This window comes from Streptomyces sp. AC602_WCS936 (assembly GCF_019049125.1).
In the GTDB taxonomy this organism is placed as follows: domain Bacteria; phylum Actinomycetota; class Actinomycetes; order Streptomycetales; family Streptomycetaceae; genus Streptomyces.
Genome location: NZ_JAGMUF010000137.1, coordinates 334,737 through 352,370, shown reverse-complemented (window position 1 = coordinate 352,370; position 17,634 = coordinate 334,737). Strand labels below are relative to the sequence as shown.

Sequence of the window (17,634 nt, the reverse complement as noted above, 5' to 3'; positions counted from 1 at the left end):
ACCGCATGACGAAAGTCCCCTCTGCCCGTCTGCCCGTCACCGTCCTGTCGGGCTTCCTGGGTGCAGGCAAGACCACCCTGCTCAACCACGTCCTCGGCAACCGTGAGGGCCTGCGCGTCGCCGTCATCGTGAACGACATGAGCGAGATCAACATCGACGCCGCACTCGTGCGCGGCGGCGAGGCGGCCCTGTCCCGCACCGAGGAACGCCTGGTCGAGATGACCAACGGCTGCATCTGCTGCACCCTCCGCGACGACCTGCTGGAAGAAGTGGACCGGTTGGCGCGCGAGGGGCGTTTCGACTACCTCCTCATCGAGTCCTCCGGCATCTCCGAGCCCATGCCGGTGGCCGCCACCTTCGCCTTCGCCCGCGACGACGGCGCCACCCTCGGTGAACTCGCCCGGCTGGACACGATGGTCACAGTGGTGGACGCCGCGAACTTCCTGCCCGAGCTGACCGGCGGTGACGAGCTGGCCGAGCGAGGCCTGGACCAGTACGAGAACGACGAACGCACGGTCAGTGACCTGCTCATGGACCAGATCGAGTTCGCCGACGTCATCGTCCTCAACAAGCTCGACCTGGTCGACGCCGCATCCGCCGACCACCTGCGGGCAGCCCTGGCCCGGCTCAACCCAGCGGCCCACGTCGTGCCGGCCGTGCGGGGCCGCGTCCCGGTCGGCGAGGTCCTGGGCACCGGCCGCTTCGATCTGGAGCGAGCGCAACAGGCTCCGGGCTGGGTCAGGGAACTCAACGGCGACCACGTGCCCGAAACGGAGGAGTACGGCATCTCCTCGACCGTCTTCCGGTCAGCGACGCCCTTCCATCCCGGGCGGCTGTGGACCTTCGTGACCGAGGCGCTCGACAGCGGCGCCCACGGCGAGGTCCTCAGGTCCAAGGGCTTCTTCACGCTGGCCAGCCGCCCCCGCGTGACGGGGCTGTGGTCCCAGGCCGGCTCGGTGGCACGCTTCGAGCCCTCCTCGGCACGTGACGCCGACAGCCCCTTCGCCCAGGAACTGGTGTTCATCGGCACCCGCCTCGACGCCGAGGCCCTCCGGGCCGCCCTCACCGACTGCCTCATGCGGGCAGCCGAGCAGCCTCCCGCCTCAGACTCCTTCCCCGCCTGGGACGCCTACGGCTTCGACGAAGCCTGCGCGCACGAGCGCGAGCCTCTCACCGCCGTGACAGGGCACTGAGACTCCGGGCCTCCGGGCCGGACGGTGGTCGCAGCCACGGCACCGTCCGGCCCGGTAACCGGGTTACGTGGTCCGACCTCGATCAGTCAGGTGCCTTCCTCGGCGAGCGTCTTGATGCCGTGGAGGGTGGCCTCCATCCCGGCGCGCAGTTCCCGCATCCGGATGGCAATGATCTCCTCCTCCCGGTCTGGCCGGCGTTCGAGAGCCAAGGTGACTCCGCTGCGGCCAGGCCCGATGAAGGCCGACTGCCGCAGTCGGGTGCCCTCGCCCTCGGGCTTGAGCAGGAAACGCCAGGACGCCATGCATGTCGCCGGATCCAGCGTCGGTTCCCCGTATCGGCCGTCGGCATCCGTAACCGCCCAGGCGAACGCCCGTCGCTCCTCCAGCTCGATCACATGCGAGACGGTTCGCCACTCGCCGAGCCTCTGGTGATGGTTGTATCCCTCGAAGCGCGCGCCTACCCGAGGTCGGGTCGAGTCGTCCAGCCAAGCCACGCGCTGCAGTTCGGGGCTGAGCCGGGCGGGCAGGCGGATGTCGGTCACCAACTCCCAGACCTGCGGCACGCCCGCCTGGACAAGAACGTCACAGTGCACACTCGGGCCATCGTCGAAGCGCATGTCTCCCCCTGAATGCCGGTGGAAGTGGATACCACCCAGCAGGTATACCCCACACCACCGCGGCCCACGTCTACGCTCGGGGACATGGAGAGCCTCGGCGCAGGTCCTCGACTCCCTGGCCCGCGTGCTGGAACTCGACGAGGTCGAGACGGTCCACTTGCACCACCTCGCCCGCCGGGCCAGTCGGGCCGGCTTCGCCGAACCACCCGTCGAACACCCCCACCCCCGTGTGCTCACCTTGCTCGGCGCGCTCGGCGAGGCGACTCCCGCGATCCTGCTCGGCAGGCGCGGGGACGTACTCGCCCGGAACCGCACCGGGCACGCGCTGTTCGCCGAGCACATGAACTTCGACGCGCCCGGCGACTCGGCACGCCGTCCCTCGATCCCGCGTATGTTCTTCCTCGACCCACTGACCCGGGACCTGCACCGCGAACGGGACGAGCTCGCCCGCACCCACGTCGTGTGCCTCCGGCTCACCGCGGGCCGGTCCCCGACCGACGCCCGGCTCGCGAACCTCGTCGGCGAGCTGACCATGCGCAGCGACCAGTCCGCCCAGATGTGGGCGACCGGGGACGTCGCCGACTGCACCACCGGCGACATGCACCTGCGGCACCCCAGCGTCGAGTCCGCGAGCATCGCCTACGAGGTGTGGCTGCAGCCCGACAGTCCGGACCACCGCCTCGAGATCTACACCCCCGACGACGGGTCGTCGGCGGACGCGCTGAGCCTTCTCGGTGACCGCCGCAGGCCGAGCCACTGATCGGCGTCCCAGGCCCGGAACCGCTCCACTTCGGTGAACCCCAGCTTCGCCGCGAGGCGCATCGAACCGACATTGGCGGTCTGGGTGGCGAGCACCACGGGCTCACCGGGGAGGACGCCTCCGAGCCAGTCGAGTGCCGCCGCGCACGCCTCGGCGGCGTACCCGGACCCCCATGCCCGTGGCAGGAACAGGTAGCCGAGGTCGGCCTTCCCCACAGCAGCCGGGCGGTGGTGCTCCGTTGCTCTCCTGAGCAGGACCTGGCCGATCATCTCCCCGTCGAGATCGACGACGAAGCTCCCGGGCCACCGCTCGGGCACCTCGGGCAACTCGCGCTCGAGTTCGGCACGTGGGCGGGGTCCGCCGAGGTAGGTGTGCACGTCCGGCGACGCCAGCAGCTCGACGAACGTCGTACGGTCCCGGGCCTCGGGCTCCCGCAGCACGAGCCGCTCGGTCCTGATCGGTGCAGGCGGCCAGGGGACGTCTCCGAGATCGTTCATGCCGGCAGCCAATCAGCAGGCTCAGCAGCGAGCAAGAGTCGCCATCAGGAAGGCGCGACCAGCCGGAAGCGCAGGCACACCAGTTGCGTGTTGTCATCCACCGGAGTGCCGATCCCCTCCCAGAAGCGCATGTGTCCGGTCCGCCATTCGTCCAGCGATCGGTCGCCCTCTCCTTCGGCAGCGGCGTGTTCCCACGTGACACCACCGAAGGCGGCCAGCTCGACGCCAGTGATCTCGATCGTGGCGACGCAGTCTCCGTCGTTCCCGGCGAGCGCCAGGCGCTCACCCTCGAACTCCAGGCCCTCCGTCTCCTCGACGTATTCGGCCAGCAGCCCGGTGGTGGCGGTTTTCCTCCCGGCCAGGACGAGGCCGTTGAGCCGCTCCCGCATCTCACCGGCCGTACCGAGCTCCAGTGCCCGCATGCCGTTGATCCGTGGCCACACGGTCCCACCTCCCCTTCCGGCATCGCCCCGCGCCGATCGTCCCGCCCGGACAAGCCTCGACGATAGCGCTCGTCCTGCGCGACCAGTAACTCGACGACGCGGGACGGCTCCGACTCCCGGAACGGCCGCGTCTGAGCGAGCCCGAACAGGCCGTACTGCGGCGCCTCGCCGTGCACGCCGAGGGGTGCACGCCGGAGGCGGCCGAGGAGGTCTGCGCGGGCGACGGGGTGGCCGCTGTCGACGGCATTGAGGGGCCCCGGTACCGGCTGCTGGAGTCCGTCGCCGCGTACTGCGCCGAACGGATGCGGGAAGCGGGCGAGACGGCGTCCGTACGCCGACGGCACCTCGTGTACTACACCAGGTTCGCCGAGGCCGCGGAACCCGAGCTGCGCGGACACACGCAGGGTGGGTGGCTGGCACGGCTGGACGCCGAGAGCGCGAACCTGCGCTCGGCGCTGGACGGTGCCCTCGAACGGTGCGACGCGCAAGACGCGCTCCGGCTCGTCGACGCGCTCTGCTGGAACTGGATCCTGCGCGGCCGGCTCGGTGAGGCCCGGCGCTCGGTCACCGCGGCGCTCGGCCTGCCCTGCGGTGACGCGGCGTTGCGGGCGAAGACGGGCGCCTGGCAGACCGGTATCCGTGTCCTGTCCGGTGACGGAACCGACCGCGCGGCCCGGATCGAGACGGCGCTCACCGCGTGTGAACAGGTCGGTGACCCGTTGGGGACGGCATGGGCGCAGTGGTTCCTGGCGAACGCGCTGTGCGGGACGGGTGACCTGCCTGCGGGAGAGACGCTCACCGCGGCGTCGCTGGACGGCTTCCGGGCGCTCGGTGAGCTCTGGGGGGAGGCGGCGGCGCTGGCGGACCGTTCCGTACAACGGTTGCTGCGGGGGGATCTGAGCGGCGCGGAGGCCGACGCGGGACGCAGCGCGGAGATCTTCGCGGGCGTCGGGGACGCGTGCGGGCAGTCGTGGTCGGTGTACCCGCTGGCGTCGGTGGCCGAGATCCACGGTGACTACGAGCGGGCGACCAGGCTGCTGCGGGACGGCCTGGACACCGCCGAGAAGTTCGGGCTCTCCACCCAGGCCGCGGACCTGCTGTCCGGGCTCGGGCGGACAGCGCTGCTCGTCGGCGACGTCGACGGCGCACGGGAGTTCCACGAACGCTCCCGGCGTCTCGCCGCGGGACTCGGCTTCCGTGCGGGTGAGATCAACGCGGAGCTGGGGCTCGCCCTCGGCGCACGCCGCGAAGGACTCCTCGACGAGGCCGAGGCGCGACTGCGTACGGTCCTGGACTGGCACCGCCAGGTCGGCCTCGAGGGAGCGAACGCACTGATCCTGGCCGAGTTGGGATTCGTCGCCGAACTGCGCGGCGACGCGCGGGGTGCGCTGGCCCACCATGGCGAGGGCTGTGCGACGGCCCTCACCACCGGCGATCCCCGTGCCCTCGCCCTCGCCCTCGAGGGCCTCGCCGCCGCGCTGGGAGCGGCGAAGTTCGCGGACGCCTTCGCGCGAGGGGAGTCCCTCACCCCGGAGGAAGCACACGCCCGGACGGCGGCCGCGCAGGACTGGAGCGCGTCGGAGGCGGTCTCTGCGAGAGCCGGTGAGGCATGAGGAGACGCCGGGTCCGGCAGCCCCTGATCGTGCGCCGTCCCCGGCCCCGCCTCCTCCCGCACGCGCGCGACCGCCGAATACTCGGCTGCGGCCGGGCCCGGTCGGCCCATAGGATCCCCGCTCAAGGCGCCGACACGGCGCCACGCCGACTTTCTGGTACTCGACGGACCTACTCAAAGGGCCAAGGAAGCGTGGGGCAATGAGCAGCCGACTCTTCGCAGTCTCCTTCGACGCGCACCAGCCCGAAGTCCTGGCGCGCTTCTGGTCAGGTCTCCTGGGCTCGGAGCGGACCGGCGACGCGCACGGCGGCGTCGGTCTGCCGTCCGGGAACGCGGCCGGCTACCGCCTCCGCTTCCGCCCCTCCCATCGGCAGAAGGCCGCCCAGAACCGGATGCACTTCGACCTGACCAGCTCGTCCACGGAGGAGCAACGGCGGACCGTGGCCAGGGCACTCGACCTCGGCGCCCGGCACGCCGACGTCGGTCAGGGACCGGACGCCTCCCATGCGGTGCTCGCCGACCCCGAGGGCAACGAGTTCTGTGTCCTCGAGCCGGGCAACGGCTTCCTCGCCGGCTGCGGCTTCCTCGGAGCGCTCGCCTGCGACGGATCGCAGGCCGTGGGCCACTTCTGGAGCCAGGCGTTGGGCTGGCCGCTGGTGTGGGACCAGGACAAGGAGACCGCCATCCAGTCGCCCGACGGCGGTACGAAGATCACCTGGGGCGGCCCGCCGCTCATGCCGGACGCCGGCAAGGACCTGTGCTTCGACCTCGTGCCCGACGGCGACGGACAAGCCGAGGCAGAGGTCGAGCGTCTGCTCTCCCTCGGCGCCAAGCCTCTCGCCTCCGCCCACCGAAGCGATGGCGAGGTACTGCTGGCCGATCCGGACGGCAACGAATTCCGCCTGCTCACACGCCGGTAGCGCGCCGGCCCCTCGGCATGCCGCTACCGCCCGCCCCGGGGGATCAGCTGCCTCGGGATGCCGTTTCGGGCAGTGCACAGTCCGGGGTTCCACCGGGCAGCCGGTGCCTGTTGTCGGCGATCAGCCGGTAGACGCCGGCCGCCGCCCAACGAGTGGGCGGCAAGGTGAGCACCGCTCCGACGATGCGCCATCCGCTTCCTGCGCTCATCAGGAGTTTCGCCACGGCCTGCGCACCACCGTGGACGGCACCCGCGGGTGTCACCCACAGCACCTCCCGCCGGGCCCGTTCCTGGCGCACGCCCAGGGCCGCAAGGTCGGCCCGCTGCCAGGGAGTGGTCGCGCAGCGAGGACGTACCTTCCGTTCGAGGACGCGTACCGCCGCGGTACAGAAACCGCAGTCTCCGTCGAAGACAAGCACAGGCCGAGTCAGCATGCGTCCATCGTGCCCCAGGGAAACGCCCTCGGCCTCGCCCGTTGCATCCCGGGAGGGGGTACGCGGGGCAGATCCGGCACGCGCCGCTTCGGAAGCGACGCCCCCGCGCGGCGCGAGCACCGTTCTTGGAGAGTGACGCGATTCCGTCGCCCGATGGGACACCTCCGGGTCGCGAGATGCAGTGGCCGGGCACGGAGTTGCAACGCTCGGAGTGGTTCACCGGCGTCCAGCAGTCCGTCATCGAACGGCGCGTGACGTCGAGCGCTCGCGAAGAGTCGAGATGGCCGCCGACATCACCGTCCATCTTGCGCGCCGGCGCTACGAGGACTGATCCGGGGACGCGACCCCTTTCGGGGCGGGGGCCCGTATAAGGAGTCGTGTATAAGGAGTCGTGGACGTGCCAATAGGGCTGGTAGGAAGTGGAGATGACCACCAGTGACCTTGACCCGATGGAGCGTATCCTCGCGGAACGCGCCTGTGAACGTTTGATCCTGGAACTCGTCCGCCGGCTCGACCTCGGTGAGCCGAGCACCGTCTCCGAGCTCTTCACGCCCGACGGCGTGTGGGAGTGGCCGCATGACCAGCGGCGGATCCAAGGCCGTGAGGCTCTGCGCGAGTATTTCGGCTCCCGGCCCGTGGATCGGCTGTCCCGGCGAATGTGCACGAACATCCTGGTCAGTGTCGACTCGGCGGACACTGCCGCGGCGACCACCTACTTCGCGACTTACCGAGTTGACGGCTATACCGAGGGGGCACTGGTGGCGCCCCGGTTGCCGGTGAACGTCGGCCACTACCAGGACACCTTTCGCAAGATCGACGGCTCCTGGCTCATGGCGACAAGGACCCTCTTCCTGCCTTTCGGCGGGCCGACGGAACGCCTCGGCAGTCCCGGCCAGACCTGACCGGTGAGCGGGCCCTCAGCCCCCGGCGGGCGCTCGGGACGGTCACGAACCGCAGCACCCGCCGCCGTCGCCGTCGGGCTGCTGGGCGTCGGGGGTGTCGAACAGGCCCGCGCCGCCGCAGACTCCCGTCTCGGGAAGGTTGAGTTCGACACGGTCGGCGGAGTCGAGGTCGCCGGCGATCGCGGCGGCGACGGAGCGGACCTGCTCGTAGCCGGTCATGGCGAGGAAGGTCGGGGCGCGGCCGTACGACTTCATCCCGACCAGGTACGCGCCCTGTTCGGGGTGGGAGAGCTCGCGGTGGCCATGCGGGTAGACGGTGCCGCAGGAGTGCTGGTTGGGGTCGATCAGCGGTGCGAGCGCGACCGGCGCCTGGAGCCGCTCGTCGAGACCCAGGCGCAGCTCGTCGATGAAGGACAGGTCGGGACGGAAGCCCGTCAGGACGATCACCTCGTCGACCGCGTCGAGGCGGCGCCCGTCCTCGCCGACGAGGATCAGGCGGCCGTCGGCGTCACGCTCGATCGCCTCGGTACGGAACCCGGTGACCGCGTCGACGTGGCCCTCGTCGACGGCGGCCTTCGCCGCCAGGCCCAGTGCGCCGCGTGCCGGGAGCTGGTCGGCTTCTCCGCCGCCGAAGGTGGAGCCGAAGATGCCGCGGCGCAGGATCCACAGGCCCTTCGTCCCCGCGCCGTCGCCGGACTCTGCGAGGTCGGCGAGGTGGGCGAGAGCGGTGAACGCCGAGGCACCGGAGCCGATCACGGCGGTGCGCCTGCCCGCGTACCGGGCGCGGACGGCGGGGTCCTCGAGGTCCGGGACGCGGTAGCCGATCCGGTCGGCAGCGGCCTTCTCGCCGAGCGCGGGAAGACCGCTGCCGCCGGCCGGGGACGGGGTGGCCCAGGTGCCGGAGGCGTCGATGACCGCGCGGGCGAAGATCCGCTCCTCACGGCCGTCGGCATGGGCGACGTGCACGACGAAGGACTGCCGCTCCCGGTCGGCGTCCACGATCCGGTCCCGCCCGGACCGGGAGACGCCTGTGACGGTCGCCCCCAGCCGGACGCGGTCACCGAGGGCGTCGGCGAGCGGCTGCAGGTAGCGGTCGGCCCAGTCGCCGCCGGAAGGGTAGGTGGCCGGGTCGGGGCGCGTCCAGCCGGTGGGGGCGAGGAGCTTCTCGGCAGCCGGATCGACCACCTCGCCCCAGGTGGAGAACAGGCGCACGTGGGACCACTCGCGCACCGCGGCGCCGGCGGCCCGGCCGGCTTCCAGGACCAGGGGCTCGATGCCCTGGTCGACCAGGTGGACGGCAGCGGCCAGGCCGACGGGTCCTGCCCCGATCACGACGACGGGCAGCTCGGTGGTGGCGGACGCGTTCACGGCGACTCCTTGCGTGTTTCGATATCTGTCGATGGCTTGCGCGGCTCAGCATGGCACCTGCATCGACAGGCGTCAACATAGACAGATGTCGAAACAATCGACCGAAAGCTGATTCGATGTGTGTCAACATAGGCGTATGTCGAATGCGAAGGTGCTGCTGCCGCCAGAGCCCGCCGACGGCCAGGGTGTGGTGCCGTGCTGCCCGCCGCTCACCGAGCGCCCGATGACCGCCGGGGAGGCCGAGACCGCGGCGCGGATGTTCAAGGCGCTCGGGGACCCGGTCCGGCTGCGGCTGTTCTCCGCGGTGGCCTCGCACGAGGGCGGGGAGGCGTGCGTGTGCGACATCTCCGACGTCGGCGTCTCCCAGCCCACCGTCTCCCACCACCTGAAGAAGCTGAAGGAGGCCGGGCTGCTCACCTCCGAGCGGCGCGGCACCTGGGTGTACTACCGGGTCGAACCGTCCGTGCTCGCGGCGATGGGCAAGCTGCTCGCGCTGCCGGCCGCCGCCTGATGCGAAGCGGGGAGAAGGGCCGGGCGCCGAACGGCCGCTTGCCAAGGTGCCTACGAAGCCGGCCGGGCACCTGACGGACATCGACCGACCGAAGCCGAGCCCGGGCGGCGTCGCGGGCGGGACGGCCCACACCGATGAGCGTGGCTGAGGCCGGGCCGGTCCAGTCGCCGTGGCCGAGCAGGTGCAGCCGCGGTTCGCCGAGGGCGCGTGTGCCGTCGGTGGGGATGTGCCCGCGCCGGCCGCGCAGGTCGAGGGGGGCGAGGTGGGCCAGGGCCGGGCGGAAGCCGGTGCGTGCACCAGACGATCGCGTCGGCGCGGGTGCGGCTGCCGTCGGCCCATCGGCACCGGTAGCGGTGAGCTGGGCGAACATCCGCCTCGCGGACAGGCGTCCGGCGTCGCGGGCGGCACGGACCGGGGGAACGGCGACGATGTCGCCGAGCGAGGCCACGCCGCCGGTGTCACCGCGGCCTTGGTCGAGGGCGCGATGAGGGTCCCCCGGCTCGAGCGAAGCCGAGGGTGGGGGGAGGGCGGTGGCGACGTCGAACAGGGCGCGGCCGTCGATGTCGTCCGGCAGGAAGCGTGGCGGCCTCCTGGTCACCCACGTCACCTCGACGTCGCCGTCCAGGGCGCGGTCGGCCGCGATCTGGGCGCCGGAGTTGCCGCCGCCGACCACGATGACGCTCCACCGGCCTCCGGCCGGGAGGCCCCCCGGTCCGGTGAAGTCGGCCGGGCCACGGTCAGTTCACGGTGTGCAGCTGCCGGCCGGTGAAGAGGCCGCGGCCGGGGACGGCGGGGACGAAGGGCCGTGACCAGGTGCCGGTGGCACTGATGACCGCCCTCGCCCGCCAGGTGCCGGTGTCCGTCTCGGCCACGAGGCCGTCGCCGTCGCGGCGTACGGAGTCGACGCGGGTGCCGTGCTGGACGGGCAGGCCGTAGCGCTCTCGTAGTCACTGTCGCCTTCCCTGTTGGATCGGCGTGTTGAAGCGGATCGAGCAGGGGTGGATGCGTGCTGGGGTGGCGTACGTTCAGGGTACCGGAGGACCGCCAGGTGTCTGCGGATCGGGTGCCAGTTCTGGGTGGGTGGGAGGACCTGGGTGCTCGTGAGGATCGCGTTGGGATTCATCCTGGGGATCCGATTCTTCTTTCTCCGGACTGGCGGGTCGATGAGGTACTGAGCCGGTATCTGTGTCGGTCGTCGTTCGCCCGGCTCGCGCAGGAGACGAAGCGGAACTACACGGACGACTACTGCGTGTTCTTTGACTTCTTGTGGGGCCGCGGGATGCAGTGGGACGAGGCATCGGCGGACGACCTGTGGGACTTCGAGGACTGGCGGACCCGCTCCCCGAGGAACCCGCGCCGGGTCGGCGGGGCGCGATGGAACAGGGGCCTGGCCGCTCTTGCGCGGCTGTACGGGTGGGCGGTGCAGCACGGGTACGTGCCGGTGAACCCGGTGCTGATGCGTACGGTCGTCGGCCGGCGCGGTGAGATAGCGCTGGTCCCGGCCGCGCGGGCGAAGAACGCGCGGACCAGTGACGTGCGCTGGCTGACCCCGCGCGCCTTCCGCCGCTGGGTGGATGTGGGACTGCGCGGTCACGATGCGGATGGGCGCCCTGCTCCGGGCTGGGCCGGGCGGCTGGCCGACCGCAACGCGGCCTTCGCTGATCTGCTGTTCTCCTCCGGAATGCGCCTGACGGAGGGGGCCTCGCTGCTGACTCTGGAGGTTCCGCGTCTTCAGCTGGAGGGCGGCCGGTACTACGCGGGGCGTCTGGCGCGGGCGGTGACGAAGTCGAAGCGGGCGCGCACGTTCTATGCCTCCTCTGTCGTGGTGGGTGAGGTCGAGGGATACGTGGAGTCGTCGCGCGCCCGGGTGGTGCGGCGCGCGCAGTCGGCAGGCCGGTACGACGGGCTGCCGATGCGGCTGGTGACACACGAGACGGGCCGACGCCGCCGGCTGCTGCACTGGCGGGACCGGAACGGCATGGTGGGGCAGACTGCCCTGGCCGAGGCGACGGTGGGGGAGCGAATGAGCTTGTTCCTCGAGGGGCCCGCGGGCCCGGAGCCGCTGTGGCTGTGGCTGAACGAGTGCGGGCTGCCGTTACGCCCGGCGTCTTGGGAAGGTGTGTTCCGCACAGCGAACGAGCGGTGCGAGAGCGAGCTGGCGCCGGTGACGAGCGCGCCGCCGTTTTGCACCCCTCACATGGCCCGGCACAGCTTCGCGCTGGTGATGCTCGTGGTCCTCAACCACGTCATGGACCGGCGCATGGGCCTGACACCGCAGGAGCGGCGGGACTTCCGGCTCCTGTACGGAGATCCGTGGCGGATGGTGCAGGACCTGCTCGGACACGCCCAGCTGGAGACCACGAAGCACATCTACCTCGCTCCGGTCGCGGACCTGCAGCTGCGGTCGCTACTCGCCGACTTCCAGCCCGAAGACGGTCCGCTCTCCGAAGGACAGCTGACGTCGGTGTTCGCGCGGCTGGCCCAGGAGAGCGAGGGCATCCAGGACCTGGACGACAAGCTGGTGTCGCGGTGAGCCGCCGTGGCCACGCGGCTGCTCTGCCGGACGGGCCGCACCAGCGGCCGATGGCCCTGGAGCACGACGGCCTGGTGGTGACGCACCGAGATCAGCAGGGCCGGGTGCGCCGCTACGACTTCGGCACGGTCCTCGTCCCCAGTCCGTGGCAGCGGTCGCTGGCCGTGCTCTTCGCCGCCAAGTGCACCCCGGGCGGGGGCTGGGACAGCGTGGAGAGCAGCGAGGCGACCTGGTACATGGTGCGGCCCTTCGCCGAGTTCCTCAGCGCGCTGGACCAGGCGCCCCAGGACGTGGACCGGCTGACCGCGGGCCACTGGAACGCGTGGCGGCTGAGCCTGCCGCCGAACACGAACGGGTACAGCAAGTACTCCACCGTCGCCGGCCTGCTGCAGCACGACCAACGGCTGGCGCAACCGGTGCGGGAGGCGATGGCCCAGCGGTTCACGTGGACTGCGGGCCGCGTGGAGGCGTATACGCCCGAAGAGTTCACGGCCATCCGCGTGGCGGCACGGCGAACGTTCCGGGCGGCGCTGCTGCGGATCCGGACGAACACCCAGCACCTGGTGGCGTGGCGGGCCGGACGCATCGAGCCGGGCGCCACCGACTGGCTGCTGGGTGAGGCGCTGGACGTGCTGGCCCGCACCGGCGACGTTCCCGTGTACGACAAACGGCGCACGGTCCGCAAGCGCTACCGGGCGGCGTTGGGCGGCGGGTCGGCCCCGTACACCTGGGGGCGGCTCTGCCTCAGCCGTAAGGAGACAGCCGCGCTGGCCGTCTTGATCGTCGCGGAGCTCGGACTGAACGCGACGCCGCTGTCCGAGATGCCGGTGCCCGAGACGCAGCCGGGCACGGTCGAGGCGGGCACGCCGGTCTACCGGCTGCGGCTGGAGAAGCGACGCCGTGCGGGGCACCGCGGCCGGTTCGAGAGTCGGAATGTGACCGACTCCGGCGCCGACTCCGGCGGGCGAATCATCACCGAGGCCCTGGAGGCGACGGCGCACGCCCGGGCTCTGCTGAAGCAGTTGGATGCCAGTGTCGACCGGCTGCTGGTCTGGCGCCAGACCACGCCGCACGATGGGCAGGGGTATCCGAATGCGGTGCGGATCGGGCCGTTCGGGCTGGGCGTGGATGAGCTGGCAGGCGCCGCCTGGGCACGCTCGGTTGGCCTGCCGGGTTCCCCGCTGCGGCGCCTGCGAAGAACGGTGAATGTGCTGCACCGGCGTGAGCCAGGGCAGAACACCCAGGACACCCACGACCGCGTCTACGTGGCGGGTGAGCCGCAGGTCCAGCATGCGGCGGTGCCGGTCATCGCCGACGGCGCGCTGGAGGCGGTGGATGCCGCACGCCGTGCCGTCTTCACCGCCCGCCTCGCCGCTTCGGCGGAGGCCGGGAACCGGCAGACGGCGACCGCGGCCTGTGCGGGATGGGAGATCAGTCCGTTCGGCCCGGCCGGGCAGGGCTGCACCGCGTCGTTCCTGATGTGCACGGCCTGCCCGAACGCCCGGGTTACTCCCGCCCATCACCCTCGCCTCGCTCATCTGCTGCGGGCCCTGGACCAGCTGCGCAGTGTGATGGAGCCGGGGATCTGGGAGGCGGACTGGGCCGATGCCCATGCCCGGTTGACCGACCTGCGCGGCCGGCTCGGTGAGCCGCTGTGGCACGAGGCGCTGAAGGCCGTCACCGATACCGACCGTGCGCTCATCGGACATCTTCTGCAAGGGGACTTCGATCTGTGACCGCTCTGCCTGCCGACCTTCCGGCCCTGCCCTCCTGGGACACACCGGTCGTCGCACCGTCGCTGGTCCTGACCCCTGGCCCTGTGCCAGTGTCGATCTACGCCGACGAGGTGTGGTCGCTGGCCCCGCTGGTGGCCAACCCCAGCGCCCCACGGCCCAAGATTGACTGGTCACGGTTCCCGGACACGGCTCGGCCTCAAGCCCAGCTGGCCACCTGGATGATGATCAACACACCACTGCCCGCGAGCGTGCTGGTCGGCCATCCGACCTGGCACTCCCGCCTGGGCCCGCCCGGAATCCACGACACCGTACTGCGCTGGCAGCGCTTCACGGACTGGCTCCACCAGCAGGGTGTGGGCACTCTGCACGCCGTCACCGACGACGTCCTCATCGCGTGGGCCGGCCACCTGGCCCGCCAGGCGGGCGCCGGCCGCGGCAACGTCACCAAGGACCTGGTGGCCCTGACCCGGTTGTGGGCCTTCGACGCGGCCGGTCCCGCTCCGAGCGGAATGGCGATGCCGCCCTGGCACCACCTGGGCGTCGACGACTTCCTGCCCCGGACCCCCAGTTCCGGGCGGGGCGAGAACACCACCGAGGCGATCTCCCCAGCCACCATGGGACCGCTGCTGATCTGGGCGCTGCGCGTAGTCGACGACTTCGCCGACGACATCCTCACCGCATGGGCAGAAAGCCTGCGGATGACCGAAGCCGCCGCCTCCACCCCCGGCACGCAACAGTCCAAGAGCTCCTTGAAGCACTACCTCCACGACCTCATCGACCGTGGACACCCGGTGCCCGCCCGGCCCAACGCCAGCTACCGCCACGCCCTGGCCAACACCTACATCGCAGCCACGGTCGGCTGCTCGACTACGCAGGTCAACGGCCTCCTGATGACCGAACAGTGGCAGCACCTGCCGGCCTACGTCGACGCCAACCCCGGGCCCTGCCCACTGGACACGCCGATCACCAGCCGCATCGACGGCGAACCGTGGACGGCGTTCATCGACTTCACCGAGACCCGCGAGCTGATGCGCCATCTGGGCACGGCCTGCTTCATCGTCCTGGCCTACCTCACCGGAATGCGCCCGGCCGAAGTGCTGGGGCTGCATGCCGGATGCTGCCCCGAGGTCGTCACCGGCCGACACCTCATCTACGGACGCGAGTTCAAGAACGCCTTCGACCATGACGGCAACCACCACTCCGCCGGCCGCCCACGCGAAGTCCCCTGGGTCGCGATCGCACACGTAGTGCGAGCGATCCGTGTCCTGGAGAAGATCGCCCCCGATCAAGGGCTGCTGTTCGACGCGGCCGCGCACACCTTCGCGAAAACCCTCCGGCCCAGCACATCCTCCCTGGGCTATCAAGGGATGCGCTTGCGCATCGAGGCCTTCGCCGCATGGGCCTCCACTCTGGCCCGCCGCCTGGGACGGGGAGGCGAGGTCATCCCCGACGATCCCCACGGCGCGATCGGTCTGGCCCGGTTCCGCCGCACCCTGGCCTGGCACATCGCGCGCCGCCCGGGCGGCCTGGTCGCGCTGGCCATTCAGTACGGGCACATGCGCACCTCGATGAGCGGCGGGTACGCCGCCCGCGGCCGCGACGGCATCCACGAACTGCTCGACATCGAGACCGCCCGTGCCACCGCCGACACCCTTACCAATCTCCACGACGACCTCACCCGCGGAGTGGGCATCTCAGGGCCCGCCGCACAGCGCGCGATCCACGCCGCAGCCCAGGCCCCCACGTTCGCCGGGTCGATCCGCACGCAGCGCCAAGCCCACGACATCCTGCGCAACCCCGCCCTGACTGTCTACGACAACCCGAACGCATTCCTGATGTGCGTCTACAACCGAGATCGGGCGCTGTGCCACCGGCTGGACCTCACCGAGGCCCCGCGCCTGGACCGTTGCCAACCGTCCTGTGCGAACATCGCGCGGACCGACCAGCACGCCGAGCAGCTGCGCGAGCACGCACAGGCCCTGGACAAGCAGGCCGCTTCCGAGACCGTGCCTGGCCCCTCGCTGACCGGCTCACCCGACGCGCCGGACACCTGCGCCGGTTGGCGGACCGGCACGGACGAGACCGCACTCACGTACAGGAGCCGACGTCATGAGCCCAGCCCCGGATGAACGCGAACGGATCCGTGCCGCGATGGAGCGCATCCTGGACAGCACACCGCGGCAGTCGAACGGAGCACTGACGATCGTCGCCCTCGCACTCGAAGCTGGTGTCCCGCGCAACGCCCTCACCCAGCGGCACACCGACCTGAAGAACGAGTTCTACGACAGGGTGCGCGCCCGCGGCGGCACCCCGGAGAGCGAACAACGCCTGCGCAAGCAGATCCGCCGGCTCAAGGAACTCCGGTCAGCCGACGCCGAAGAAATCGCGCGGCTGAAGACCGACGTCGAGGCGCTGGTCGGCGCCCTGCACCAGTCAATGACAGAAAACCGGCTGCTGCACCAGCAGCTCGCCGACCGCACCGGCGTAGTCCGCACGCTGCCGACGCAATCCCGCTCGGAGACAGCCCGCACCCACTGTGGCCCACAGCAACCGACAGAACGCGTTGACCAGCCGTAACGTGGCCTCTGCCGGGTTGGATTCCCCCCTGAGCATCGCCGCTGACCTGAACGCCGCCATTACCGACGGGGGTCGCCGAACCGACTCTGTTTCGGCACCTGGGGCGGCACGTTTCATCGGTAACCCCAGGTCGCGGGCCTCCCACAATCCTCTGTGTCACACCTAAGTGGCAGACTGCGGCACAACGAAGCTTCAGAAGGAGCAAGGCGTTGCGGCAGGATCACCCGTCGAGCGCCACTGCTCGGGGGTGGCTGGTGCCACGGGGGGAGATGTGCGGCTGTGATCTTCGACAGTCTTGATGTGTCGTACGGCGAGATGTGGGGTTCCTATCGGGGAATGACCCATCCGGTCCCGATGTCGCGCGCGCTCGCGGCACGCAAGCATGCGGCCGGGGTGGACTACGCGGTTCTGCTTTCCGCGCGGGAGCGACCGCTGGCACTGATCGAATACTGGCCGCGGCGTATGTGGCGTGTGTATCTGTTCGACGACAGGTCCTGGTGCATGCAGATGATCGACCTCAAGCCTCACAGCCCGGGAATGTTGCTGGCTCAGCGAAACACCCGATGGCAGTTTCCCAGCGAGCAGGCGCACTTGTACGGGAAGTGGGATGTTCAGGAGACCACGACCGTCTCAGCCGACGGGCAGGTCGAGGTGAGGTCCGAGTTCGCCGGACCGCGGGGCGGGTCGCCGGAGTCATCGCACGATCGAGCATCCGGCCCGTCGAGCGTCCCCGTGCGGCAGTTCGCGACGCCCATCGAGGACTTCCTCTGTCACGCACCGGAATTCGGCGACTGGCAGGTGTTCGCGCCGTTCCTCGCCCAGCAGGGCCACGAGTCCGCCGCGACCGTAGTCCTGAACGACGTGTCGGTGGACGAAGGATCGGGACCGCTGCGCGCCACCGGAATCGAGCAACTATTCAGCCCGGGTGCGTGCGACACCCGGGAGGGGCCGGCCGTCGTCGAGCCCATTGACGTCGGCATGCTGCGGATCACGTCAGGGCAGCTGGCGGTCTCTGACCCCGGCTGGATCAGCAACCCGCGGACCGTCGCTGTGCCACTGGGCGAGTTCCCAGTCACTCTGTCGCTTTTGCGGACGACGCGCGGAGCCGGTGTCGCCGCGGCAAGGGTGACGTTCCTGGCCATCCCTCCCCAAGAGTGGGAAATGACCCTCCGGCCTGACGAGGACCTGGGGTTGCTCGGCGAGGGCCAGTTCTACGGGGTTGGCGTGGATACCGGCACAGCGGCTTTCATGGATGCGATGCGGACCGTGACCGAAGACCAGCTGGACGACGACATTTTCATACCCCTCGACAGCGACAGCCAATTCAGCGTCGAACTGCCCGGCACAGAGCCCGAGCCGAACCTCATCGCCTTCCGTGCCGGCCAAGGCGACGGGGCCTACCCCGTCTGGACCGGCCGCACCGAAGACGGGCAGGTTAGTTGCGTCGTCGTCGACTTCCAGCTCCATTCCGCCGACGGAGCAGAGTAAGGACCGCCGCCCACCGGCGCGGGCCGCACTGCCCGCTCCAGTTC

At 70.8% G+C, this 17,634-nt stretch carries 15 protein-coding genes and 2 pseudogenes; 11 read left to right on the top strand and 6 right to left on the bottom strand.

Translation table 11 applies throughout. The features are described from left to right. Window positions 1-5: 5 nt before the first annotated feature. On the top strand, window positions 6-1,193 hold the full coding sequence (locus tag KUM03_RS37845) for a GTP-binding protein (protein ID WP_217255142.1): 1,188 nt from the start codon (window positions 6-8) through the stop codon (window positions 1,191-1,193). An 86-nt stretch (window positions 1,194-1,279) separates the two neighbouring features. Here the strand turns inward: KUM03_RS37845 and KUM03_RS37840 are convergent, their stop codons facing one another. Continuing rightward, on the bottom strand, window positions 1,280-1,810 hold the full coding sequence (locus tag KUM03_RS37840; RefSeq protein WP_217255141.1) for an SRPBCC family protein: 531 nt from the start codon (window positions 1,808-1,810) through the stop codon (window positions 1,280-1,282). A gap of 91 nt (window positions 1,811-1,901) precedes the next feature. Here KUM03_RS37840 and KUM03_RS37835 point away from each other — a divergent pair. Beyond that, window positions 1,902-2,570, top strand: a pseudogene (locus KUM03_RS37835) (transcriptional regulator); the annotation flags it as partial. Here the strand turns inward: KUM03_RS37835 and KUM03_RS37830 are convergent. Both KUM03_RS37830 and KUM03_RS37825 read right to left on the bottom strand, forming a co-directional pair. Further along, window positions 2,498-3,067, bottom strand: a complete 570-nt coding sequence (locus KUM03_RS37830; RefSeq protein ID WP_217255139.1) for a GNAT family N-acetyltransferase — start codon at window positions 3,065-3,067, stop codon at window positions 2,498-2,500. The pseudogene KUM03_RS37835 and the gene KUM03_RS37830 sit on opposite strands and share 73 nt — an antisense overlap. 44 nt (window positions 3,068-3,111) lie before the next feature. Next, window positions 3,112-3,510, bottom strand: coding sequence for an ASCH domain-containing protein (locus KUM03_RS37825; RefSeq protein ID WP_308406494.1), 399 nt, complete (start codon window positions 3,508-3,510; stop codon window positions 3,112-3,114). A gap of 170 nt (window positions 3,511-3,680) precedes the next feature. Here KUM03_RS37825 and KUM03_RS37820 point away from each other — a divergent pair, with 170 nt between their 5' ends. Both KUM03_RS37820 and KUM03_RS37815 read left to right on the top strand, forming a co-directional pair. Next, window positions 3,681-5,123, top strand: coding sequence for a hypothetical protein (locus KUM03_RS37820; RefSeq protein ID WP_217255138.1), 1,443 nt, complete (start codon window positions 3,681-3,683; stop codon window positions 5,121-5,123). 199 nt (window positions 5,124-5,322) lie between these two features. Continuing rightward, the gene (locus KUM03_RS37815; protein ID WP_217255137.1) at window positions 5,323-6,042 is read left to right on the top strand and encodes a VOC family protein; all 720 of its coding nucleotides are present in this window, start codon (window positions 5,323-5,325) and stop codon (window positions 6,040-6,042) included. A 43-nt stretch (window positions 6,043-6,085) separates the two neighbouring features. Here KUM03_RS37815 and KUM03_RS37810 read toward each other — a convergent pair whose 3' ends face one another. After that, window positions 6,086-6,475, bottom strand: coding sequence for a thiol-disulfide oxidoreductase DCC family protein (locus tag KUM03_RS37810; protein ID WP_217255136.1), 390 nt, complete (start codon window positions 6,473-6,475; stop codon window positions 6,086-6,088). Window positions 6,476-6,900: 425 nt separating this feature from the next. Between KUM03_RS37810 and KUM03_RS37805 the strand changes: the two genes are divergently transcribed. Next, window positions 6,901-7,377 (top strand): nuclear transport factor 2 family protein, encoded by a 477-nt coding sequence (locus tag KUM03_RS37805; protein ID WP_217255135.1) that lies wholly within the window; start codon window positions 6,901-6,903, stop codon window positions 7,375-7,377. 42 nt (window positions 7,378-7,419) lie between these two features. Here KUM03_RS37805 and KUM03_RS37800 read toward each other — a convergent pair whose 3' ends face one another. Then, the gene (locus KUM03_RS37800) at window positions 7,420-8,745 is read right to left on the bottom strand and encodes an NAD(P)-binding domain-containing protein (RefSeq protein ID WP_308406493.1); all 1,326 of its coding nucleotides are present in this window, start codon (window positions 8,743-8,745) and stop codon (window positions 7,420-7,422) included. A gap of 136 nt (window positions 8,746-8,881) precedes the next feature. Here KUM03_RS37800 and KUM03_RS37795 point away from each other — a divergent pair, with 136 nt between their 5' ends. Further along, window positions 8,882-9,256, top strand: a complete 375-nt coding sequence (locus KUM03_RS37795) for a helix-turn-helix transcriptional regulator (RefSeq protein ID WP_217255134.1) — start codon at window positions 8,882-8,884, stop codon at window positions 9,254-9,256. Between the two features lie 100 nt (window positions 9,257-9,356). Here KUM03_RS37795 and KUM03_RS37790 read toward each other — a convergent pair. Beyond that, window positions 9,357-10,197 (bottom strand): annotated as a pseudogene (locus KUM03_RS37790) (NAD(P)-binding domain-containing protein); the annotation flags it as partial. A 107-nt stretch (window positions 10,198-10,304) separates the two neighbouring features. Here KUM03_RS37790 and KUM03_RS37785 point away from each other — a divergent pair. From KUM03_RS37785 to KUM03_RS39140, 5 genes are all read left to right on the top strand, one after another. Then, on the top strand, window positions 10,305-11,789 hold the full coding sequence (locus tag KUM03_RS37785; RefSeq protein WP_308406499.1) for a site-specific integrase: 1,485 nt from the start codon (window positions 10,305-10,307) through the stop codon (window positions 11,787-11,789). After that, window positions 11,786-13,525 (top strand): hypothetical protein, encoded by a 1,740-nt coding sequence (locus KUM03_RS37780; protein WP_217255133.1) that lies wholly within the window; start codon window positions 11,786-11,788, stop codon window positions 13,523-13,525. Before KUM03_RS37785 ends, KUM03_RS37780 begins: the two co-directional genes overlap by 4 nt. After that, complete coding sequence (locus tag KUM03_RS37775; protein ID WP_217255132.1) at window positions 13,522-15,654, top strand: integrase; 2,133 nt, start codon at window positions 13,522-13,524, stop codon at window positions 15,652-15,654. The genes KUM03_RS37780 and KUM03_RS37775 overlap by 4 nt, the downstream gene beginning before the upstream one ends. Next, the gene (locus KUM03_RS37770; RefSeq protein WP_217255131.1) at window positions 15,635-16,102 is read left to right on the top strand and encodes a hypothetical protein; all 468 of its coding nucleotides are present in this window, start codon (window positions 15,635-15,637) and stop codon (window positions 16,100-16,102) included. The genes KUM03_RS37775 and KUM03_RS37770 overlap by 20 nt, the downstream gene beginning before the upstream one ends. Window positions 16,103-16,381: 279 nt before the next feature. Beyond that, the gene (locus KUM03_RS39140) at window positions 16,382-17,590 is read left to right on the top strand and encodes a DUF4241 domain-containing protein (RefSeq protein ID WP_217255130.1); all 1,209 of its coding nucleotides are present in this window, start codon (window positions 16,382-16,384) and stop codon (window positions 17,588-17,590) included. Window positions 17,591-17,634 lie beyond the last annotated feature (44 nt).